26 protein-coding genes are annotated in these 20,902 nt (G+C 42.9%); 18 read left to right on the top strand and 8 right to left on the bottom strand.

The window, feature by feature from the left end:
* Nucleotides 1-56 precede the first annotated feature (56 nt).
* The 9 genes from xpt (at nt 57) to exnP (ending at nt 9,085) form a co-directional block, all read left to right on the top strand.
* Nucleotides 57-641 (top strand): xanthine phosphoribosyltransferase, encoded by a 585-nt coding sequence (gene xpt / locus M1D65_RS10790; protein ID WP_032726019.1) that lies wholly within the window; start codon nt 57-59, stop codon nt 639-641.
* On the top strand, nt 638-1,954 hold the full coding sequence (gene pbuX / locus M1D65_RS10785) for a xanthine permease PbuX (protein WP_021481516.1): 1,317 nt from the start codon (nt 638-640) through the stop codon (nt 1,952-1,954). Before xpt ends, pbuX begins: the two co-directional genes overlap by 4 nt.
* A 72-nt stretch (nt 1,955-2,026) precedes the next feature.
* Nucleotides 2,027-3,124: a type III polyketide synthase BpsA gene (gene bpsA / locus M1D65_RS10780; RefSeq protein WP_456270567.1), complete on the top strand. Its 1,098-nt coding sequence runs from the start codon at nt 2,027-2,029 to the stop codon at nt 3,122-3,124.
* A 3-nt stretch (nt 3,125-3,127) separates the two neighbouring features.
* Nucleotides 3,128-3,634, top strand: coding sequence for an alkylpyrone methyltransferase (gene bpsB, locus M1D65_RS10775; RefSeq protein ID WP_004398552.1), 507 nt, complete (start codon nt 3,128-3,130; stop codon nt 3,632-3,634).
* A 70-nt stretch (nt 3,635-3,704) separates the two neighbouring features.
* Nucleotides 3,705-3,794 carry a Fur-regulated basic protein FbpC gene (gene fbpC / locus M1D65_RS10770; RefSeq protein ID WP_100069434.1) on the top strand — a complete coding sequence of 30 codons (90 nt, stop codon included), beginning with the start codon at nt 3,705-3,707 and terminating at the stop codon, nt 3,792-3,794.
* Between the two features lie 175 nt (nt 3,795-3,969).
* Entirely contained in the window at nt 3,970-7,551 is a 3,582-nt protein-coding gene (dynA, locus tag M1D65_RS10765; protein ID WP_283857407.1) for a dynamin GTPase, read from the top strand.
* Nucleotides 7,552-7,615: 64 nt separating this feature from the next.
* Nucleotides 7,616-7,873: a YpbS family protein gene (locus M1D65_RS10760; protein ID WP_021481513.1), complete on the top strand. Its 258-nt coding sequence runs from the start codon at nt 7,616-7,618 to the stop codon at nt 7,871-7,873.
* Between the two features lie 74 nt (nt 7,874-7,947).
* A complete protein-coding gene (locus M1D65_RS10755) occupies nt 7,948-8,094 on the top strand; it encodes a hypothetical protein (protein WP_003230761.1) in 147 nt (48 codons plus the stop codon).
* A gap of 100 nt (nt 8,095-8,194) precedes the next feature.
* Nucleotides 8,195-9,085: a 5'-3' exonuclease ExnP gene (exnP, locus tag M1D65_RS10750; protein WP_003230763.1), complete on the top strand. Its 891-nt coding sequence runs from the start codon at nt 8,195-8,197 to the stop codon at nt 9,083-9,085.
* 7 nt (nt 9,086-9,092) lie between these two features.
* Here the strand turns inward: exnP and sspL are convergent, their stop codons facing one another.
* Genes sspL through M1D65_RS10735 form a run of 3 tightly spaced genes read right to left on the bottom strand, consistent with a single transcriptional unit; the run spans nt 9,093 to nt 10,350 of the window.
* Entirely contained in the window at nt 9,093-9,221 is a 129-nt protein-coding gene (sspL, locus tag M1D65_RS10745) for a small, acid-soluble spore protein L (RefSeq protein WP_003218255.1), read from the bottom strand.
* 41 nt (nt 9,222-9,262) lie between these two features.
* Complete coding sequence (locus M1D65_RS10740; protein WP_015251853.1) at nt 9,263-9,661, bottom strand: reverse transcriptase-like protein; 399 nt, start codon at nt 9,659-9,661, stop codon at nt 9,263-9,265.
* A complete protein-coding gene (locus M1D65_RS10735; protein ID WP_014477139.1) occupies nt 9,661-10,350 on the bottom strand; it encodes a queuosine precursor transporter in 690 nt (229 codons plus the stop codon). Before M1D65_RS10735 ends, M1D65_RS10740 begins: the two co-directional genes overlap by 1 nt.
* An 82-nt stretch (nt 10,351-10,432) precedes the next feature.
* Between M1D65_RS10735 and M1D65_RS10730 the strand changes: the two genes are divergently transcribed.
* Nucleotides 10,433-11,113, top strand: coding sequence for a ribonuclease H family protein (locus M1D65_RS10730; protein ID WP_276352768.1), 681 nt, complete (start codon nt 10,433-10,435; stop codon nt 11,111-11,113).
* Complete coding sequence (locus M1D65_RS10725; RefSeq protein WP_004399003.1) at nt 11,106-11,288, top strand: zinc-finger domain-containing protein; 183 nt, start codon at nt 11,106-11,108, stop codon at nt 11,286-11,288. The genes M1D65_RS10730 and M1D65_RS10725 overlap by 8 nt, the downstream gene beginning before the upstream one ends.
* 27 nt (nt 11,289-11,315) lie before the next feature.
* Here M1D65_RS10725 and M1D65_RS10720 read toward each other — a convergent pair whose 3' ends face one another.
* Nucleotides 11,316-11,585, bottom strand: a complete 270-nt coding sequence (locus tag M1D65_RS10720; RefSeq protein ID WP_021481510.1) for a DUF2564 family protein — start codon at nt 11,583-11,585, stop codon at nt 11,316-11,318.
* Between the two features lie 155 nt (nt 11,586-11,740).
* On the opposite strand from M1D65_RS10720, the gene degR reads away from it, so the two are divergent.
* On the top strand, nt 11,741-11,923 hold the full coding sequence (degR, locus tag M1D65_RS10715; RefSeq protein WP_003230774.1) for a transcriptional regulator DegR: 183 nt from the start codon (nt 11,741-11,743) through the stop codon (nt 11,921-11,923).
* A 51-nt stretch (nt 11,924-11,974) separates the two neighbouring features.
* On the opposite strand, the gene cspD is transcribed toward degR, so the two are convergent.
* The 4 genes from cspD to metA all read right to left on the bottom strand — a co-directional run bounded on the left by cspD (nt 11,975) and on the right by metA (nt 14,702).
* Nucleotides 11,975-12,175: a cold-shock protein CspD gene (gene cspD, locus M1D65_RS10710; protein WP_003153604.1), complete on the bottom strand. Its 201-nt coding sequence runs from the start codon at nt 12,173-12,175 to the stop codon at nt 11,975-11,977.
* A 15-nt stretch (nt 12,176-12,190) separates the two neighbouring features.
* The gene (locus tag M1D65_RS10705; RefSeq protein WP_120028300.1) at nt 12,191-12,337 is read right to left on the bottom strand and encodes a hypothetical protein; all 147 of its coding nucleotides are present in this window, start codon (nt 12,335-12,337) and stop codon (nt 12,191-12,193) included.
* Nucleotides 12,338-12,417: 80 nt separating this feature from the next.
* On the bottom strand, nt 12,418-13,566 hold the full coding sequence (locus M1D65_RS10700) for a diglucosyl diacylglycerol synthase (protein WP_003246153.1): 1,149 nt from the start codon (nt 13,564-13,566) through the stop codon (nt 12,418-12,420).
* 230 nt (nt 13,567-13,796) lie between these two features.
* Nucleotides 13,797-14,702, bottom strand: a complete 906-nt coding sequence (gene metA, locus M1D65_RS10695; RefSeq protein WP_021481508.1) for a homoserine O-acetyltransferase MetA — start codon at nt 14,700-14,702, stop codon at nt 13,797-13,799.
* Nucleotides 14,703-15,044: 342 nt separating this feature from the next.
* On the opposite strand from metA, the gene M1D65_RS10690 reads away from it, so the two are divergent.
* The 6 genes from M1D65_RS10690 (at nt 15,045) to M1D65_RS10665 (ending at nt 20,674) form a co-directional block, all read left to right on the top strand.
* Nucleotides 15,045-15,527, top strand: coding sequence for a glutathione peroxidase (locus M1D65_RS10690; protein ID WP_043857697.1), 483 nt, complete (start codon nt 15,045-15,047; stop codon nt 15,525-15,527).
* A gap of 15 nt (nt 15,528-15,542) precedes the next feature.
* Entirely contained in the window at nt 15,543-16,160 is a 618-nt protein-coding gene (gene hdhQ / locus M1D65_RS10685) for an Mn(2+)-dependent (deoxy)ribonucleoside pyrophosphohydrolase (RefSeq protein WP_085187454.1), read from the top strand.
* A 59-nt stretch (nt 16,161-16,219) separates the two neighbouring features.
* On the top strand, nt 16,220-17,353 hold the full coding sequence (locus tag M1D65_RS10680; protein ID WP_077671367.1) for a conserved virulence factor C family protein: 1,134 nt from the start codon (nt 16,220-16,222) through the stop codon (nt 17,351-17,353).
* 288 nt (nt 17,354-17,641) lie between these two features.
* Nucleotides 17,642-19,318 carry a dihydroxy-acid dehydratase gene (ilvD, locus tag M1D65_RS10675; protein ID WP_009967560.1) on the top strand — a complete coding sequence of 559 codons (1,677 nt, stop codon included), beginning with the start codon at nt 17,642-17,644 and terminating at the stop codon, nt 19,316-19,318.
* A gap of 106 nt (nt 19,319-19,424) precedes the next feature.
* On the top strand, nt 19,425-19,859 hold the full coding sequence (brxA, locus tag M1D65_RS10670) for a bacilliredoxin BrxA (RefSeq protein WP_003230794.1): 435 nt from the start codon (nt 19,425-19,427) through the stop codon (nt 19,857-19,859).
* Between the two features lie 41 nt (nt 19,860-19,900).
* Entirely contained in the window at nt 19,901-20,674 is a 774-nt protein-coding gene (locus M1D65_RS10665; RefSeq protein WP_339183076.1) for a class I SAM-dependent methyltransferase, read from the top strand.
* Nucleotides 20,675-20,902: the final 228 nt, after the last annotated feature.

Raw genomic sequence — 20,902 nt, 5'->3', positions numbered from 1 at the left:
GCTCTTTATTTGAGCGGGCAATGCTTTTTTTATTCTCATAACGGAGGTAAGACAGGATGGAAGCACTGAAACGGAAAATAGAGGAAGAAGGCGTCGTATTATCTGATCAGGTATTGAAAGTGGATTCTTTTTTGAATCACCAAATTGATCCGCTGCTTATGCAGAGAGTTGGTGACGAATTTGCGTCCAGATTTGCAAAAGACGGTATTACCAAAATTGTGACAATCGAATCATCAGGTATTGCTCCCGCTGTAATGACGGGCTTGAAGCTGGGTGTGCCAGTTGTCTTCGCGAGAAAGCATAAATCGTTAACACTCACCGACAACTTGCTGACAGCGTCTGTTTATTCCTTTACGAAGCAAACAGAAAGCCAAATCGCAGTGTCTGGGACCCACCTGTCGGAACAGGATCATGTGCTGATTATCGATGATTTTTTGGCAAATGGACAGGCAGCGCACGGGCTTGTGTCGATTGTGAAGCAAGCGGGAGCTTCTATTGCGGGAATTGGCATTGTTATTGAAAAGTCATTTCAGCCGGGAAGAGAAGAACTTGTAAAACTGGGCTACCGAGTGGAATCTTTGGCAAGAATTCAGTCTTTAGAAGAAGGAAAAGTGTCCTTCGTACAGGAGGTTCATTCATGAGAAATGGATTCGGCAAAACGCTGTCTTTAGGGATTCAGCATGTTCTCGCCATGTATGCCGGCGCCATTGTCGTTCCTCTGATTGTCGGAAAAGCAATGGGACTGACCGTCGAGCAGCTGACTTACTTAGTATCAATTGATATTTTTATGTGCGGTGTGGCTACACTTCTGCAAGTGTGGAGCAACCGATTTTTTGGGATCGGGCTTCCGGTAGTGCTTGGATGTACCTTTACAGCTGTATCGCCAATGATTGCGATTGGATCTGAATATGGGGTTTCAACAGTTTACGGCAGCATTATCGCTTCAGGCATTCTTGTCATTCTTATTTCATTTTTCTTTGGAAAGCTCGTATCGTTTTTTCCGCCGGTCGTGACAGGCTCTGTTGTTACGATTATCGGTATTACACTGATGCCGGTTGCCATGAATAACATGGCCGGCGGAGAAGGAAGTGCAGATTTCGGAGATCTCTCCAACCTTGTTCTTGCTTTTACCGTGTTGAGTATCATTGTGCTTCTGTACCGTTTTACAAAAGGCTTTATCAAGTCCGTCTCGATTTTGATCGGTATTTTGATTGGCACCTTCATCGCTTATTTTATGGGGAAAGTTCAATTTGATAATGTTTCGGACGCGGCAGTTGTTCAAATGATTCAGCCATTTTACTTCGGCGCGCCGTCTTTTCATGCAGCGCCTATCATTACGATGTCCATCGTTGCAATTGTCAGCCTTGTGGAGTCAACTGGTGTTTACTTTGCTTTAGGTGACCTGACAAACCGCCGTTTGACAGAGAAAGATTTGTCTAAAGGCTATCGAGCTGAAGGACTGGCTGTGCTTCTGGGAGGTATTTTTAACGCTTTTCCTTACACGGCATTCTCTCAAAACGTCGGGCTTGTTCAGCTCACAGGGATCAAAAAAAATGCCGTCATTGTGGTCACAGGTGTGATCCTAATGGCATTTGGGCTGTTTCCAAAGATCGCTGCTTTCACGACCATTATTCCATCCGCTGTTTTGGGCGGTGCAATGGTGGCGATGTTTGGAATGGTGATTGCTTACGGAATTAAAATGCTCAGCCGCATTGATTTTGCGAAACAGGAAAATCTGCTGATTGTTGCTTGCTCAGTGGGATTGGGGCTCGGTGTGACCGTTGTGCCGGATATTTTCAAACAGCTTCCGAGTGCCTTAACGCTGCTTACAACGAATGGCATTGTGGCGGGCAGCTTTACTGCAGTCGTCTTAAATATTGTATATAACGTTTTTTCTAAAGCTAAAAAAACAGAACAAGAAGCTGACCTCGCTGAACAAAAAACAGCAGTCTAACTCCGCCGCGGCGGAGTTTTTTTGCATATAAAAAAGATTGTTGCGGCACAATGTATGCAAAGAGGTGATCGCATGGCGTTTATTTTATCCATTGGAACAAGTCTTCCTGCGTATAATGTAAACCAAGAGAAAGCGGCCGAGTTCGCCCGCTATATGTTTCAGCATTCTTTTAAGGATATTGACCGGCTGTTATCCTCCTTTAAAAACGGGCAAATCCATTCGAGACAGTTTGTTAAGCCGATTGAATGGTATAAAGAGGGGCACAGCTTTGAAGAAAAAAATCAAATATACATAGAGGAAACACTTAAACACAGCAGAGCGGCTGTTCATGAGTGCCTCTCTCATCCGGAATTTTTTCAAGAAGCCATTCCTTATGAGAAAGTGGAAGCTGTTTTTTTCGTCTCCAGTACAGGTCTTTCCACACCGAGTATCGAGGCGCGGCTTATGAATGAACTTCCGTTTTCTCCATATACGAAGCGGATTCCGATTTGGGGGCTTGGCTGTGCAGGAGGAGCCAGCGGAATTGCGCGTGCAGCCGAATACTGCAAAGCGTATCCTGAGGCTTTTGTGCTTGTCATTGCTGCTGAGCTGTGCAGCCTGACATTTCAGCCGGAAGATAAAACGAAAAGCAATCTGATCGGCACCTCGCTTTTTGGTGACGGCATTGCCGCAGCTTTATTATGCGGAGAGAAGGCGGGCCGCAGGATGTCAAAGCTGAAGCTTGCGCCGAAGATAATGGACGCCCAATCTGTTTTGATGAAACAATCAGAAGATGTCATGGGCTGGGACTTTACCGATCAAGGATTCAAAGTCATTTTCTCACGAGACATTCCGACTTTGGTGGAAAAATGGCTCAAAACAAATGTACAGATTTTTTTGGACAAACATAAGCTGTCATTCCATGATATCAGTGTTTTTTTGGCGCATCCAGGTGGGAAAAAAGTGATCGATGCATACATCAAAAGTCTCGGGCTGTCGTCAGAAAAGCTTTCATCTGCGCAAAGCATTTTGCAAAAGCACGGAAATATGTCTTCAGCCACAATCTTGTATGTGATCAAAGACCATCTGGAGAACGGACATAAAAAGGAAGCTGAACGAGGACTGATTGGCGCATTAGGGCCGGGTTTCTCATCAGAATTGCTGTTATTCAGCTGGGAAAAGGGGGCCTGACTCATGTTTTGGTTGTTGATCGCCATTCTCATTGTTCAAAGAGCAGCAGAAATGGCAGTGGCCAGGCAAAACGAACAAAAGGTAAAGAAGCAAGGAGCAATTGAATTTGGCGAGAGCCACTATCCGTATATCATTACGATGCATATCCTTTTTTTCCTGTCCTTAATTGCCGAGGTGCTGCTGATGAATAAACAGCCGTCCAGCTGGTGGCTCGGTATCGCTGCAGTTATTTTAAGCGTACAGATCGTACGGTATTGGGCGCTTTGTTCCTTAGGGGCATATTGGAATACGAAAATCCTTGTTGTTCCAGGTGTAGAGCTTGTAAAAAAAGGTCCATATAAATGGATGAAACATCCAAACTATGCCGTTGTTATACTCGAAATTTTGTTGATTCCGCTGCTTTATCAAGCATACGTCACCATGTGTCTGTTTTCCATTTTCAATGCAGTGTTGTTAAGCGTCAGAATTCGCGCAGAAGACAAAGCATTACAGGAATACAGCGTAAAATAGCGATTGAAAATCATTCTCAACCATGTTAAAATGAATTTGAAAAAGATTCTCAATCAGGATGGTGAAGCAAATGACAATGTTGTTTTTGCTTGGAGCGGTTTGTACATATAGTGTATTAATTGGTTTTGTATTAAAAGGAATCTCTAATAAATCTGTTTGATGAATCTGGAACTTGTAAAAGTTGCAGATTTTCTTTTATAGAAGCTGCCGTAATGGCGGCTTTTTTCTATTCTCCTAAAGAAATTTGGTTTATTCTTGTGTAAAATGAAAAGGGAATGAATTCAGATCTTTCGAAAAAGGTTCACAATTGAAACGGCACAAAGGGGTTCAGACTTATGACAGATCAAAACAGAAAAAAGCTTTTGCATAAAACTGGGGAACTTTATAAGCAATTTATTGAGAATCAAGATGAACAAAGGGCTGCTAAACTGGCTGCGGTCATGAAAAAAGCGGCTGATGAAGAGGTTTATATCGCGTTTACCGGGCATTATTCAGCGGGAAAATCGTCACTGCTGAACTGCCTGTTAATGGAGAATATTTTGCCGACAAGCCCGATTCCGACAAGCGCTAACCTTGTTGTGATCAGAAACGGGGAAAAGCGAGTTCGGCTTCATACAACAGACGGAGCGTGTGCTGAGCTGGAAGGGACTTACCAGAAAGACAAGGTGCAGCAATATTGTAAAGACGGGGAACAGATTGAAAGCGTCGAAATTTTTGACAGATATACTGAGATCGATTCCGGGGTTGCGTATATTGATACTCCAGGGATAGATTCAACAGATGATGCGCATTTTCTATCGGCTGCTTCTATTCTTCACCAAGCGGATGCGCTGTTTTACGTCGTTCACTATAATCACGTGCACTCTGAGGAAAATGTAAAGTTTCTCAGATCAATAAAAGAAAGCATTCCGAATGTGTATTTTATCGTCAATCAAATTGACCGCCATGATGAGACGGAGACGAAATTTGGAGACTATAAAGCGCAGGTAGAGGAGATGCTTTGCAATGAAGGGATTTCAAAGGAAGCGCTCTATTTTACGTCAGTAACAGAACCGGACCACCCGTTCAATCAGATGGCGGCCCTGAGAGAAGAGTTAAGAAGAATAGAACAGCAATCAAAAAGCAATATGCAGGCTTTAACCGAACAAAAAGTCCGTAATCTGCTAAAGGAACATACGGAAATGCTGAAGAAAGACGAAACAGGCGCTCCGAGTTTCGCGGAACAGCTTAATATCCAAACTGGACTGGTCCAATCGCTGCGTGATCAATTGGATGAGGCCGAAAAACAAACGACTGAGGCAGAGAAGAGGATGCAGGAAGAAATCAATCGTATTTTAAAAAACGCCAACCTGACGCCTTTTGAAATGCGTGAATTGGCGGCTGCATTTTTAGAATCACAAGAGCCTTCCTTTAAAACCGGCCTTTTCTTTTCTAAAGCGAAAACTGCACAGGAAAGAGATAAAAGGCGGAATGCTTTTTTCTCTGATGTGGCAAAACGAACAGAGGCCGAAGCGGATTGGCATATGATAGACACGCTTCATAAACTCGCCAAGGCATTTGATGTCTATACCGCTGAAAGTGAAAAGCTGATTCAGGCCTATCGCACACCGCTTGATATAAGCATCATTGAACGCGCGGTCAAGCATGGTGCAGCCTTTTCTTCTGAATATGTATTGCAATATACAAAAGATTTGGCAGAGCTCATCCGGAAAGAGGCGAAAAGAGAAGCCGCAGACATCATAAAGGTGCTCTCCGCTATGGTGAAAGAGCGTGTTTCCAAAGACGTGCAAACGATTAACGACCGGCTCGTCCAAGAATCAGAAAAACTTGTCTTTCTTCAAGAACAGGCGCGTTTAGAGAATAATGCCCGAGAGAAAACCGATCGCCTGTGGGCCATTTGGGAAGAAGAGTCCGCATGCCCAATGCATATAGACACAGAATGGTTTAAATCGAAGAAAACAAGAGTGGCGGCTCCAGAGCAGAAACAAGGCCGAAGCCAGCTGACGGCGCAGCCGATGCCGAAATCAGAAATCAAAATGGAACAAGAAATGCCGCTTCAAGACCAAATCAAACGCTTTTACACTTTGTCTGACCTTTTAGGCGAATGCAGCATGTTGTTAAAGCAAACTTCAGCGTTTCGTGAAAGGGTGAAAAGGCTTGAGGAACGGAAATTTACACTCGCTCTTTTTGGAGGCTTCAGCTCGGGGAAATCATCATTTGCCAATGCGCTTGTCGGCGAAAGAGTGCTGCCATCCTCTCCAACGCCAACCACAGCGACAATAAACAAGATCACAATGCCAATCAATGGCAACTTAAACAAAACAGCGGATGTAGTGTTTAAGACAGAGGATGACATAACGACTGAAATTTTGCAGCTCACCGGAATACCAAAGGAACCGGCAGGCCGTTCCTTCACAGAGAAGTGGGAAAAGGCAGTCAAAAAAAACAGGCTGCAGGAAGAACACGTGAAATTGATCAGCAATTTCCTGCTTGCATATGAGAAGTATCAGCAGTATATACAGGAACAGAAGAAATTAACGATTCCGCTATCTGAATTAAAGCCGTATGTAGCAGAGGAAACAACGGCCTGTGCTGTGAAAGAGGTAACGGTCTACTATACATGCCCGCTCACTGAAAAAGGGATTACGATCGTTGATACACCCGGCGCGAGCAGCATGAATAAACGGCATACAGAACTGGCATTCCAATATATCAAAGATGCTGATGCATTTTTTTATATGACTTATTATCAGCACTCTTTTTCAAAAGGAGACCGTTCATTTTTGCGAAAGCTTGGACTTGTGAAAGAATCGCTCAGCATGGATAAAATGTTTTTTATTATTAATGCTGCAGACCTTGCAAAAGATAAAACAGAGCTCGAAACAGTGACCGATTATGTCAGCGCAGAGCTTGTAAAAGAAGGGGTTTATGAGCCGCAGCTCTTTACCGTATCAAGTAAGGAGGAACTGGTGGGAAAACCGGAGTCATTTTATAATCAGTTCTCGAAAGTAAGAAAACACTTAGACCGGTTTATCGAAGTGGATGTAAAAAAAGCGTCAGCAGCGCAGCTCAGTTCGGAGGCAGACAAACTATGCGAAACTGTTTTTCAGCTTCACCAATCCCAGCATCAGTCCCGAGAAGAGAAGGAAGCGCAGAAACAGCGCCTTATGCTGTCATTTGAGCGGACAGCGGCCGATATCGAGAAACGGCGGAACTCAGAAACCATCATTGAAAAAGTAAAAAAAGATACAAGAGAGCAGCTATATCACATTACACAGCGATTATCATATTTTGCAAATGATTTATTAAAATCGGCATTTCATCCCGGGCTGCAAAACGGGGATTGGAAAAAGAACGTCAGTAAGGCGATGACAACAGCCTTACATGAATATCAATTTGAATATATTCAGGAAATCAAAACGCTTGATGTTCGTATGAGCGGTTTCATCGAACGGCATATCAATGAAGAATGGCTGGATCAATTTCAAAAAACATTAAACGAGGACGGCTATTTTTCCGTTTATGCGGGTGATCAGCATTCAAACGGCATACAGTTGAAGGAAGTTGAACCAGAAATAGAAGAACGTGCTTTTGAGCAGGAACTAAAAGAGGTCAAATCACCGAAGCAGTTTTTTGAGCAGAAAGGAAAATCGGCCTTTATCGAAGCTGTACGGATGAAACTTACGAAAATCACAGAGGCATGGATAAAAAATGAAGAAGAAAGCCTGATTTCTCATTACACAGCTCACCTCAGACGCTTACAGGAAGATATGGGCGAAAAAGCAATCGCGCAAATAACGGATCAAAAAGAGACATATTTAAGAGGATATGCGGAAGGGGAACATGCGAAAGAGATTGAAATAGCGTACCAGGCGTGCATCTCCTGGAAAAATTCAGACAATACAATAAAAATGTAAAATTCAGTTGGCTTGTATTTCAAGTCATGGTAGACTAAATAGAAAAAAGCGAGATGAACGATTAATGTCAGAGGTACATAAAGCAATTTCAGCACATTCATCAAAACAGCACGAGCATATCAAAGCATTTATGCGTCTTGAAAATATGCGTGAATTGGCGATTGAAGAAGCTGTTGCGAAATGCAAAAACGATGAGCCTTATACTACAGAAGCAATTAATGAAATTACCGAGCAAATGAATCAGCTCGCTAAAAAAGGCATCGTCCCGACAAGACGGCTTGTATCAAAAGAAATGGTCAGAGAATACGTAAGCCGCATGTAAGCTGGATGATCCTGTCGCGAGTGAACCTCCTGCCGGAAGCATATACTATATGCATCCGACGTAAGGGGGGATTCATGTTGGGCAGAACAAAGCTCGGAAACAGAAATGCACAGGCGAATAACAATGCCAAAAAGAAAAACGGATTTCAAACCCATTTTGACTCTTACGCAGGACGCGAAGCTGAAAAGCTGATCGCCAGCAACAAAAGACACAACGATTGATAAATATCCAAACAGTATCTCTAATTAAAGAGATACTGTTTTTTATTTTTGGGCTGCTTTATGATAAAATAGAAGGAATGAAAGAAAAGGGAGTTATTTGATGAATAATAATAAACTATTGCTGGTTGACGGCATGGCTCTTTTATTCCGGGCCTTTTTTGCCACGGCCGTACATCGCAACTTTATGATAAATGACAGCGGGGTGCCGACGAACGGCGTCAACGGCTTTTTAAAGCATTTGATTACAGCTGTGGAAACATTCCAGCCGACACACGTCGTCTGCTGCTGGGACATGGGGAGCAAAACGTACCGAAATGACTTGTTCCAAGATTATAAGGCCAACCGCAGCGCGCCGCCTGTGGAGCTGATTCCGCAGTTTGATTTGGCAAAGGAAGCAGCCGCAGAGCTTGGAATCATGAATATTGGCTTTGCCGGCTATGAAGCGGATGACTGTATCGGTACTCTTGCCGATTTATTTGCGAATGAAGCGGACATTACGGTCGTAACAGGGGACAGAGATTTACTTCAGCTGTTAACGGATAAAGTAAGCGTTGCTTTGCTTCAAAAAGGAATCGGAAATTATAAAGTCTATACAAAAGAGACTTTTTATGAAGAAACAGGCGTAATGCCGAAGGCTTTGATTGATATTAAAGCGCTTATGGGAGATTCCAGTGATAACTATCCCGGAGTCAAAGGGATTGGAGAAAAAACAGCCTACAAACTGATTCGTGAATACGAAACGATTGACCGTTTATTGGAAAATCTTTCTCTTCTTCCAAAAGGACAGCAGGGAAAAATTCAGCAAGGTTTAAGCGATTTGGAGATGTCGAGGAAGCTTGCGGAAATTCATTGCTCAGTGCCGCTGGCCTGCACACTGAAAGACGCTTTATTTACTTTGCAAATGGAGCAGGCGGCTGACATGCTTCGCCGCCACCAAATCAAAGGAATTGAGCGTATGCTTGAAAAGCTGAACGCTAGAGAGATCGTTTAGATCTTCTCTAGCGTTTTGTATTGCTTTTTTTTGCTCTCTCCTCAAGCTCTGTTTTAGGGTCATTATGTGTATTGCCTTCCAGGTCGCCTTGCGGAGTAACACCGCCGGTCAGCCGGCCTTTATCTTTCTTTTTCATGTTAGTTCACCTCGCCATTAGGATGAACCAATCATCAAGATTTAATTCTTTTCATTCAGCCGAATCGCTTCTTTTGCCAGAAGATCGGCTTTTTGGTTTTGCTTGCCCGGTATCCATTTGATGAAAAAAAGAGGGAATGCCGCTTTTAATCGGATGATTTCTTCTACGAACGGTTGAAACGTTTTATTTTTAACCATTTCAAGCTCAGTGGCGCGTTCCACAATATCTGAATCGGTTCGAAAGGAAACCGATTGATACCCGCGCGTTGCACATAGCTTCATCCCTTCAATTAATGCAAGAAATTCCGCTTCCTGATTTGTATGCACTCCGATTGGAATAGAGAAGGATTCTGCTGTTCCCTCATGTTTGATAAAAATGCCGATACCGGAAGGCCCGGGATTACCAGCGCTTGCGCCGTCTACGTATATTTCTGTAGGCATTATGAACTCCTTTCATCTTTAGGTATCATTTTTTTGGCTGCATAAGCATAAGGCAATGAAATCAAAGATACCGCAAACTTAATCAAATATGTAGAAATAAAAATATGAAGCCACACGCCTGCCGGATAAATGCCGAGAAAGGCGACTGCAGTGAATATGAATGTATCAAACAGCTGGCTGACTGCTGTACTGCCGCCGTTTCTGAGCCATAAAAGCCGATCAGAAGGAAATATCCTTCTAATTGCCGAATATACATAAACATCCAGCGTTTGGCTGAAGATAAAGGCAAGCAGACTTCCTAACGCAACTCGCGGAAGGAATCCGAAGATCGTTTCCAGCGCTGTTTGTGATATGTCGCTGGAAGCCGGTTCGAAAAGCAGCACACCCTGCATGACAAATGTCAGCGTCAGGAGCGTTGAGAATCCGAGCCATACCGCTTTTCTGGCTTCAGCTGGTCCGTATTTTTCATTCAGCACATCTGTCGCAAAAAAGATTGTGCCATACATCACATTCCCGAGTGTCGCTGTTAAGCCAAACAGTTCAACTGTTTTGACGACTTGGAGGTTGGCGCAGACTGTCGCAAAACCGATCCAAACAAACAGTCCCATTTTGCCAAATCCTTTATAAAATAAAAGAACAATGATAAAATGAATGATCGCAAAAAAGATCCAAAACGAATTATTAAACAAGATGAAAAAGCTTCCTTTCCGGGGTAAGATTGGTTTGATTATAGCATAAGCCCGGCAACTAATGAATGGTAAGGTGATTGTAATGAAGCTCAGACCGCATTTGAAAATAGAAGCAAAAGGAACGGGATCCGTCTCATTTTTTAGCGAAGACTGGCTGACAGCACAGCAGGCACGTATGCTCGCCAGAGAACTTGGCCGTTTTCCATACATGAAAGAGCTAGAGTTCGAAGACGAGAAAGGCGGCAGCTGGACGCTGAAGGAATTGGAAAAGCTGACAGAGGAGCTTGCTCAAGAGCCTGATGACATTACTGTTTATTTTGACGGCAGTTTCGATAAGGAGAGCGAACTGGCCGGTCTCGGGATCGTCATCTATTATTCATTGGGAGGAATCCGGCATCGTTTGAGAAAAAATAAAAGCTTCCGGCTGAAAACCAATAATGAAGCTGAATACGCAGCGCTTTATGAAGCAATAAGAGAAGTAAGAGAGCTTGGGGCAAGCAGAAATTCAATTACAATCAAAGGGGACTCGCTTGTTGTGCTGAATCAGCTTGACGGCAGCTGGCCTTGTTATGATCCATCTCATAATGAATGGCTCGACAAAATAGAAGCACTCCTTGAATTGCTGAAGCTTACTCCAACCTACGAAACAATACAACGAAAAGACAATCAGGAAGCTGACGGCCTCGCTAAAAAAATTCTATCCCATCAATTCGTAGAAAGCCACACGAAATTAGACCGTAACGGAGATGACGATATTGGATAAGAAAATGATCTTTAAAGAGCTGACAGAACTGCACGATGAATATTGCAAGGACTGTTTTATTAAGAAGCAGTTTCGCAAAGAATTTGGCAAAACTTATGCGCATTCATTTTGTATCAATAAATGTACGGTTGGTGAAAAGCTGAAACAATACGGAGATGTCTTAACCAATCACTAAAAATAAAAACCGCAGAAGCTGCGGTTTTTATTCTTTGAATTCATCCAGCTGATGCTCGCTGTCATCTAGCAGCTGCTGTTGCTGCTTTACAAATTCAGGATCATCGAGAGCTGCCAGCTCTTCAGATTGTGACAGTTCTCTAGCATCCTCAATGGCTTGGTATGCAGAGTCAACTAATGTTTTGCTTTGGCCTCTCGTCGCAGCTCCTGTTGTTTTCTGCGCTGTTTCCACCGCTAGTTCCAGCTGCCGCTTATCCGTAAAGCCAGTCTGATCCTCTTTATGAAATTCTGAAGTCACCAAAAACACCTCCGCCATTATTTTGCAGAGTTTTTTTGAAATTTATGTACCAAAATAGAAAAGAAAATAAAAATAAGCCGATATAACTATTGAACCAGAATAAATAGGACTGTTTTACTATTTGAGGTATCTTGATAGAGAAGGGGAACGCAGCTATGGATGATAAAGACTTGAAGTTGATCCTTCACAAAACATTTATAGAAATATACAGTGATTTAGAAGAACTGGCGGATATCGCGAAAAAAGGAAAACCGTCAATGGAAAAGTATGTTGAAGAGATTGAACAGAGGTGCAAACAAAACATTTTGGCGATTGAAATCCAGATGAAAATCAAATAGGAGAGGCGAATGCCTCTCCTCTATTTGTCATCTCATCATCATGTATTGAGTTTAGAGTTTTACAACATTAGAAGCTTGAGGTCCACGATTACCTTCGACAATTTCAAAAGAAACTTCTTGTCCTTCTTCTAATGATTTGTATCCTTCTCCTTCGATAGCTGTGAAGTGAACAAATACATCGTCTCCGCCTTCAACTTCAATGAAGCCGAATCCTTTTTCGTTGTTGAACCATTTTACTTTACCGTTTTGCATATTGCTTAATTCCTCCTAGTACTGTAGCACCCATGTGCTAAAAAAAATTTTGTCATCATTTAACTTTGATTCATTGTTAAATGATGGTTCAACTATACACCATCTGGGAGCACCCGTCAAGTTGCGAAACGGCTTATTTTTCAAAAGAAGGGCAAGTTCCATAAAAAAATGTAACCGCTTTTATTGATGGCTGAATATAAATAAAAAGAGCACACGATTTTCGTATGCTCTCAAGTACGCCATTACGATAGCACTTTGGCTTTTTGTTTGGCAGTCATCATTTCTGATTCCTTCAGGATATCCTCTAAAATCACTTCAGAGGAGTTTGCTAAATGAAGGTCCTTAATGTTTTTCTTCATGCGATGCAAGGTATCTTCATCTGCAAGAAGGGAAGTGACTGATTCGAGAATCTCTTCATGACGGTTCACAACGATGGCAGCTCCGCGGTCTTCAAAGAAGTTTGCATTTTCTTTTTCCTGGCCAGGCACGGGTTTGTACAGAATGACAGGCACTCCAATGGCTGTGGCTTCTGTCAAAGTAATGCCGCCGGGCTTGGTAATCATGCAATCTGTGATCCGAAATAGCTCATCAATGCGCTCCACATAGCCCAGAACTTTTAATTTGTCACCATTTTCCGCCTCAAGCGCACTCAAAGATTCTTTTAAAGCCGTATTTTTCCCGCACACGACAACCACTTGCACTTGGTCATCCTTGACAAGGTTTTCGCACAGCTCTTTTACGTTCTTTAATACACCGTGAGCACCTGCCATGATCAGAAGCACTTTTTTGTTTGGTGAAAGATTGTACTTTTTATATATCGGGCCAACCGGCATGGATTCTTCAAATTGCGGCCTGATTGGAATTCCTGTGATTTTTACATTGCTTGGATGAGTGCCGATCTCCAGCAGTTTTTCCTTCACGTAATCTGTTGCCACATAATATTTATCCACGTTTTCGTGAACCCAAATTTTATGAAGACAAAAATCAGTCATAACGTTGAAGGTAGGAATGACTCTTCCAGTTCGGCGTCTGTATTCCGGCACGACGATCATCGGAAATGTATTAATAATAATATCGGGCTGATGTTCATCGACAAGTTCGCCCAATCTTTTATTACCCATTTTAAAGTAAATATTGAATTTACGTTTATTATAGATTTTGTCAACTCCGTAATAAAACAAACGATAAAACTGTTTCCCGATTGAGAAGCTTTTTAAATAAAGGTATTGAGTTACCTCTGAAACAATCGGATTTGACTCTTGGTACAAATTAGAAACTGTTACATGCTGAAAGCCGAGCCGTACACATTGTTCATAAAGTGTTTTGGCTACCTGCACATGTCCATTTCCGTAATTTGCAGTCAAAATTAATACTCTTTTATTGGTATTCAAGTAAATTCACCTCAATGTAATCAACAACAAGCAAGCTTCATGCATCGTAAGGAGTTATTGTCTATACATAAACATAACACAAATACATAATCGAATTATTAATGCAGTGAAAAAGTTAAGCTAATTTTAAATGATTTGGATTCCAGTATTTTAAATTTTTGTTATACGCAGACTGAATCAGATGTATTTTATCATATTTTTTGCTCAGCGTATCACTAAAAAAAGAAAAATTAGTCCCATTCATAAGGAGTTTCTTGGTAAACGTAATAATTCAGCCAATTCATAAACAATAATGTGGCATGCGCTTTCCAGCGATTCACTGGCTCGTTGCTGCCTTTTGCAAAATAATGTTTAGGCTCCTCGACAGTAGAAAGGTTTCGTTCCAAATCTCTTTCATACTCTTGAAGAAGCGTATTTGTATCATATTCAGGGTGCCCTGTCAAAAAGACTTGTTTTTCGTCTTTTGACACAATTAAGCAAACCCCGGCTTCCTTTGATGCGGTAAGAATGTTTAAATCGGGCACTGCTTGAAGCTGTTCCATATTTATATCTGTATGCCGGGAATGCGGCACGTAGTATAGCTCGTCAAAACCTCTTACCAATCTTTCGTGTTTTGAAAGAACGGTATGTTCGAACACACCGAAGATTTTTTTCGGCATTTGAATTTTTTCCACACCGTAATGGTAATACAAACCTGCTTGAGCACCCCAGCAAATATGCAAGGTTGAAGTGACATTTGTTTTGCTCCACTCCATGATTTCCTTGAGCTCTTCCCAATATGAAACATCTTCAAACGCCAAATGCTCGATCGGCGCACCGGTGATAATCATGCCGTCAAACCTCTTGTGACGGATATTGGAAAAAGTCGTGTAAAATTCGTCAAGGTGTTCTCTCGCAGTATTTTTCGGCGTGTGTGTGCTTGGGATTAAAAATGTGAAATGAACCTGTAAAGGCGAATTTCCAAGCAATCTGAGAAGCTGAGTCTCTGTTTGGATTTTTTTCGGCATCAAATTTAATATAATAATTTTTTGCGGCCGGATATCCTGATGAAATGCTCTGCTTTCATCCATTACAAATATATGTTCACTTTCAAGCACCTGTTTTGCCGGCAGGTGTGTTGGTATATTAATAGGCAACGTGCCACCTCCATTATTTCCCCGTTTAATTTTCTTCATTATAGGAATTTTCACGCCAATTTTCAATCTATCTATACGTGTTGAGGGGGAAACAACAGAAAACTCTTTAAATAAAACGCACTGACACGCCTTTTGGTTTCACAGTAAAATGATTTTCAAAGATGTCAGAGGGAATTGTAATGTTTTATAGAATGATAAGATAAAAAATGAGCCATATGAATTGATAATGAACGGACGCTCATATCGTTAGGTTTCTTATGAGTTCTTAATTGATGTTTACATTTTGAATTGCGATTTAAAAAAGGTAAAATAATCAGCACTAGGGACATAGGAGGGACTTACATGTCTATTTATCATATGAAGGTACGTACAATCACAGGGAAAGACACGACACTTCAGCCTTTCTCAGGAAAGGTACTGATGATCGTGAATACAGCAAGTAAGTGCGGTTTTACTCCCCAATTAAAGCAGCTGCAGGAATTATATGATACATATCAGCAGGAGGGGCTGGAGATCTTAGGGTTCCCCTGCAATCAATTCATGAACCAAGAGCCTGGTGAAGAGGCTGACATACAGGAATTTTGTGAAACAAATTACGGTGTTACATTTCCTATGTTTTCAAAAGTGGATGTAAACGGGAAAAACGCCCACCCGCTGTTTGTGTATTTGACAGAACATGCGAAAGGGATGCTGGGAACTAAGGCGATCAAGTGGAATTTCACGAAATTTATAGTGGATAGAAATGGAGAAATCGTTGGCCGTTATTCACCAAATACAAATCCGAAAGAGCTGGAAAACGATATCGTGAAGCTATTAGAGCAATAAAAAGAGGGTGTTTTTGTGAAGGAATTGAAGCAGGCAGAGCAAATCAGGACATGGGTTCAATCTATCCTGACTGACGAAAGCTCTGGACATGACTGGCATCATGTATCAAGAGTAGCAGATCTTGCAGCGTATATTGGAGAAAAGGAAAAAGCGGATTTGTTCATTGTTGAAACGGCGGCTTTGGTTCATGATTTAATTGATGTGAAGCTGCCTGACACGGTCAGGCTTTCTGTGAGCGAAGTATATGATCAGCTCGTTTTTTTCGGAGTAGGAAAAGAGAATGCTGACAGGGTGATTCATATTATAACAAGGATGTCCTTTCGGGACAGGGGGAAATTGGCGAAGGAGCCGCTCTCAATTGAAGGAAAAGCTGTACAGGATGCTGACAGACTTGATGCGATTGGTGCTGTCGGCATTGCGAGAGCTTTCATGTTTGCGGGCGCAAACGGGCATGGCCTTTATGGAGATGAGCAAAGCGCCTACGCTCATTTTTTTCATAAGCTGCTGCGGCTGAAAGATATGATGAATACAGACACTGCACGGGAACTGGCAGAAGAAAGACACAATTTTATGCTTCAGTTTGTCCGCCAATTAGAAAAAGACATACCCGGGATTGATGCCGAAACGTCGTAATAGAAGGCTTGGAGCGACTATGATAGAATAAGTCACAGATATGCTATAGGAGGACGATCATGAAGATAAAATCAATTGAACCTACACCAAGCCCGAATACAATGAAAGTCATCTTAACGGAAGAGCTTCCGGCGGGCAAAAGCAATAACTATAAACCTGAGCAAGCAGAAGGCGCACCGCCTGTTATAGCGGAAATTCTTAAAATAGATGGAGTTAAAGGGGTATATCACGTCGCAGATTTTCTTGCTGTTGAACGGAATGCAAGATACGACTGGAAAGACATATTACCGCAAGTCCGCACTGCATTTGGGATGGAAAGTGCTGAAAGCGGAGAAGAAAATCGTTCTGATCAAGAATCTTTTGGAGAGGTAAAAGTTTTTGTGCAGATGTTCAGCGGCATTCCTATGCAAGTTAAATTAACCGATGGAGAGCGGGAAGAACGCTTCGGCTTACCTGAACGCTTTCAGCAGGCGATCTTAAAACTTAGATCTGAAGCTTCCAATGTTGTGTTTGAGCGGGCTTGGAAAGAACAAGGTGTCAGATTCGGTGACTTTGATGAAATCGGCCATGACGTGACAGAAGAGCTTCAGGCGGCATACAGTGATGAACGGCTGAAACGACTGACTGAAGCAGCCGCTCAAGGAAAGGGCGAAGCAAAACAAACTGTACAGCGCAAAGCGTATAAAGTAACGCTTGACATGCTGGATGATGAGGACTGGAAAAAGCGTTATGCACACTTGGAACAGATGGATCCGAAAGAAGAGGATATCCCGGTTTTACAGAAGGCATTGGATGATCCAAAGGTGTCCATCAGAAGACAGGCTGTTGTGTACTTAGGGATGATTGAAACACCTGATGTTCTTCCTCTATTGTATAAAGCACTTGAGGACAAAGCTGTATCAGTCAGAAGAACGGCCGGAGATTGCCTGTCTGATATCGGCGATCCTCAAGCCATTCCTGCTATGATCAAGTCGTTAAGCGACTCCAGCAAGCTTGTTCGCTGGCGTGCGGCCATGTTCCTATACGAAGTCGGGGATGAAAGTGCAATTGAAGCTTTGCGCGCTGCCGAAGATGACCCCGAATTTGAGGTCAGCCTTCAAGTCAAAATGGCGCTTGAACGTATTGAGCATGGAGAAGAAGCAAAAGGTTCTGTTTGGAAACAAATGACGGAAAGCAGAAAAAAAGGCGAATAGAAATAAAAAAGGTGCAGATCATGCACCTTTTTTATGTGAATTCACTTTTTATAAAAATTATTTCGAATATTGTTGAAAAATATCCGAAAACTATTTATAGTAAGTAACAATATTAATAGTTGGAGGGTTCAAATCGAAAGAAAGCTATATAAATATAAAAACACGAAAGAACAAAACAAGGTGAGGGCGGCCTGTATTTATCTTATTTGCAAAAACAGCCCATAAATAAACTGAAAATTGTCAAAATAAAATCCAATCAAACAATTGAAAGAATTTAGGAGGATCACCATGGCAGAATTACGCAGTAATATGATCACACAAGGAATCGATAGAGCTCCGCACCGCAGTTTGCTTCGTGCAGCAGGGGTAAAAGAAGAGGATTTCGGCAAGCCGTTTATTGCGGTGTGTAATTCATACATTGATATCGTTCCCGGTCATGTTCACTTGCAGGAGTTTGGGAAAATCGTAAAAGAAGCAATCAGAGAAGCAGGGGGCGTTCCGTTTGAATTTAATACCATTGGGGTAGATGATGGCATCGCAATGGGGCATATCGGTATGAGATATTCGCTGCCAAGCCGTGAAATTATCGCAGACTCTGTGGAAACGGTTGTATCCGCACATTGGTTTGACGGAATGGTCTGTATTCCGAACTGCGACAAAATCACACCGGGAATGCTTATGGCGGCAATGCGCATCAACATTCCGACGATTTTTGTCAGCGGCGGACCGATGGCGGCAGGAAGAACAAGTGACGGGCGAAAAATCTCCCTTTCCTCAGTATTCGAAGGGGTAGGCGCCTACCAAGCAGGGAAAATCAACGAAAACGAGCTTCAAGAACTAGAGCAGTTCGGATGCCCAACGTGCGGGTCTTGCTCAGGCATGTTTACGGCGAACTCAATGAACTGTCTGTCAGAAGCACTTGGTCTTGCCTTGCCGGGTAATGGAACTATTCTGGCGACATCTCCGGAACGCAAAGAGTTTGTGAGAAAATCGGCTGCGCAATTAATGGAAACGATTCGCAAAGATATCAAACCGCGTGATATCGTTACAGTAAAAGCGATTGATAACGCGTTTGCACTCGATATGGCGCTCGGAGGTTCTACAAATACCGTTCTTCATACGCTTGCCCTTGCAAACGAAGCCGGCGTTGAATACTCTTTAGAACGCATTAACGAAGTCGCTGAGCGCGTGCCGCACTTGGCCAAGCTGGCTCCTGCATCGGATGTGTTTATTGAAGATCTTCATGAAGCGGGCGGCGTGTCAGCGGCTCTGAATGAGCTTTCCAAGAAAGAAGGAGCGCTTCATTTAGATGCGCTGACTGTTACAGGAAAAACTCTTGGAGAAACCATTGCCGGACATGAAGTAAAGGATTATGACGTCATTCACCCGCTGGATCAACCATTCACTGAAAAGGGTGGCCTTGCTGTTTTATTCGGTAATCTAGCTCCGGACGGCGCTATCATTAAAACAGGCGGCGTACAGAATGGGATTACAAGACACGAAGGGCCGGCTGTCGTATTCGATTCTCAGGACGAGGCGCTTGACGGCATTATCAACCGAAAAGTAAAAGAAGGCGACGTTGTCATCATCAGATACGAAGGGCCAAAAGGCGGACCTGGCATGCCGGAAATGCTGGCGCCAACATCCCAAATCGTTGGAATGGGACTCGGACCAAAAGTGGCATTGATTACGGACGGACGTTTTTCCGGAGCCTCCCGTGGCCTCTCAATCGGCCACGTATCACCTGAGGCCGCTGAGGGCGGGCCGCTTGCCTTTGTTGAAAACGGAGACCATATTATCGTTGATATCGAAAAACGTATCTTGGATGTACAAGTGCCAGAAGAAGAGTGGGAAAAACGAAAAGCGAACTGGAAAGGTTTTGAACCGAAAGTGAAAACCGGCTACCTGGCACGTTATTCTAAACTTGTGACAAGTGCCAACACCGGCGGTATTATGAAAATCTAGATAGCTGGGGACACTTTCTTTTATTTTAAGGTGTGAACATTTGAAATCCGGCCCTCTCTATAGTATCCTTTACTTCAGATGAAGGATACTAGAGGGGGCTTTTTTTATGTCAATGGCTTATGAAGAATACATGCGCCAGCTTGTCGTACCGATGCGCCGCGAGCTGACTGGAGCAGGTTTTGAAGAGTTAACAACAGCGGAAGAAGTAGAAAACTTTATGGAAAAGGCAGAGGGCACAACTCTTGTAGTCGTTAACTCTGTATGCGGCTGCGCGGCAGGCCTTGCGCGTCCTGCGGCTACACAGGCAGTCCTCCAGAATGACAAAACACCTGACAATACGGTGACTGTATTTGCGGGCCAAGATAAAGAAGCTACTGCGAAAATGCGTGAGTATTTTACTGGCCAGGAGCCTTCTTCACCATCAATGGCTCTTTTGAAAGGCAAAGAAGTCGTACATTTTATTCCGCGTCATGAAATTGAAGGACACGATATGGAAGAAATTATGAAAAATCTGACTGCTGCCTTCGATGCGCACTGCTAAATGCCCGTTTTCCGGGCATTTTCTTTTTGGGAGTACAGAAGATGATAACAACAAGCTATAGACCGTCTGAACACACCATAAAAACCGCAAAGCAGCTTTCTAAAGAGCTAAATATGCCATACTGCGGCCGGAATAAACAAACGGTTGAACACCTGCTGAAGTCAGCTGAACGCGATTTGCTTGTGGTCGGCAAAGAGCGGTTTGAGCTGTATACGAAACAAGGTGCCAAATTCTTTTTTCATCCGAATACAGCGATGTTTAGAGCCAAACGCTTCTTGCAGGGGGAGAAAGAGCCTATGCTTCGGGCTGCCGGCTTATCTGAAGGGGATGCGTTTTTAGATTGCACACTCGGGCTGGGGTCAGATGCCATTATCGCAAGTATGGCAGTAGGCGAAACGGGTTCTGTTGTTGGGATTGAAAAAAACCATCTTGTGTCTGTTTTAGTGAGGACGGGACTGCATTCATGGGAAACGGGTATAGAAGAGCTTCAAGCTGCGATGAGAAGAATCCAGGTGAAGAATGGTGATTGCTTTGAACACATCAAGCAGCTTCCTGACAACTCTGTTGATGTGGTTTATTTCGATCCAATGTTTCATGAACCTGTAGAAACCTCTGACGGTATCGCGCCTTTACGTGATTTGGCAGAGGATTCCGTTTTGCGCGAAGGATGTATCAATGAAGCGGTACGAGTTGCCAGAAAAAGCGTTGTGCTAAAAGACCACTGGAAAAGCCCGCGGTTTGAACAGTTTGGTTTTAACGTCATGAAAAGAAAAACAGCACTGTTCCATTATGGCGTCATTCAAACAAGCCCGTGATTCATATCACGGGCTTTCTGTTAATCGGTGACCTCCATGACGACAAAGTATAACAATGTTAAGAGTGAAACTGTGGCAAACAGAGCGTCAATCATGCGGAAAGCCTCCTTTCATGGAATATTGTAAGCGTTTTTACGCAAAGTGCATAGCAACGAATCTCCTAATTTGCATATCAGTTTCATATAGTACATGACTTGCATGTTTTGGATGTGCTAAAATAAGAGAAAC

The sequence above is a fragment of the Bacillus sp. JZ39 genome, from assembly GCF_053903145.1.
This window is presented reverse-complemented; position numbering and strand designations above follow the sequence as displayed.

Coding starts and splice junctions, on each gene's coding strand:
- xpt (WP_032726019.1), top strand. CDS start 57: ATGGAAGCACTGAAACGGAAAATAGAGGAAGAAGGCGTCGTATTATCT.
- pbuX (WP_021481516.1), top strand. CDS start 638: ATGAGAAATGGATTCGGCAAAACGCTGTCTTTAGGGATTCAGCATGTT.
- bpsA (WP_456270567.1), top strand. CDS start 2,027: ATGGCGTTTATTTTATCCATTGGAACAAGTCTTCCTGCGTATAATGTA.
- bpsB (WP_004398552.1), top strand. CDS start 3,128: ATGTTTTGGTTGTTGATCGCCATTCTCATTGTTCAAAGAGCAGCAGAA.
- fbpC (WP_100069434.1), top strand. CDS start 3,705: ATGACAATGTTGTTTTTGCTTGGAGCGGTTTGTACATATAGTGTATTA.
- dynA (WP_283857407.1), top strand. CDS start 3,970: ATGACAGATCAAAACAGAAAAAAGCTTTTGCATAAAACTGGGGAACTT.
- M1D65_RS10760 (WP_021481513.1), top strand. CDS start 7,616: ATGTCAGAGGTACATAAAGCAATTTCAGCACATTCATCAAAACAGCAC.
- M1D65_RS10755 (WP_003230761.1), top strand. CDS start 7,948: ATGTTGGGCAGAACAAAGCTCGGAAACAGAAATGCACAGGCGAATAAC.
- exnP (WP_003230763.1), top strand. CDS start 8,195: ATGAATAATAATAAACTATTGCTGGTTGACGGCATGGCTCTTTTATTC.
- sspL (WP_003218255.1), bottom strand. CDS start 9,221: ATGAAAAAGAAAGATAAAGGCCGGCTGACCGGCGGTGTTACTCCGCAA.
- M1D65_RS10740 (WP_015251853.1), bottom strand. CDS start 9,661: ATGCCTACAGAAATATACGTAGACGGCGCAAGCGCTGGTAATCCCGGG.
- M1D65_RS10730 (WP_276352768.1), top strand. CDS start 10,433: ATGAAGCTCAGACCGCATTTGAAAATAGAAGCAAAAGGAACGGGATCC.
- degR (WP_003230774.1), top strand. CDS start 11,741: ATGGATGATAAAGACTTGAAGTTGATCCTTCACAAAACATTTATAGAA.
- cspD (WP_003153604.1), bottom strand. CDS start 12,175: ATGCAAAACGGTAAAGTAAAATGGTTCAACAACGAAAAAGGATTCGGC.
- M1D65_RS10705 (WP_120028300.1), bottom strand. CDS start 12,337: ATGGAACTTGCCCTTCTTTTGAAAAATAAGCCGTTTCGCAACTTGACG.
- M1D65_RS10690 (WP_043857697.1), top strand. CDS start 15,045: ATGTCTATTTATCATATGAAGGTACGTACAATCACAGGGAAAGACACG.
- M1D65_RS10680 (WP_077671367.1), top strand. CDS start 16,220: ATGAAGATAAAATCAATTGAACCTACACCAAGCCCGAATACAATGAAA.
- ilvD (WP_009967560.1), top strand. CDS start 17,642: ATGGCAGAATTACGCAGTAATATGATCACACAAGGAATCGATAGAGCT.
- brxA (WP_003230794.1), top strand. CDS start 19,425: ATGTCAATGGCTTATGAAGAATACATGCGCCAGCTTGTCGTACCGATG.
- M1D65_RS10665 (WP_339183076.1), top strand. CDS start 19,901: ATGATAACAACAAGCTATAGACCGTCTGAACACACCATAAAAACCGCA.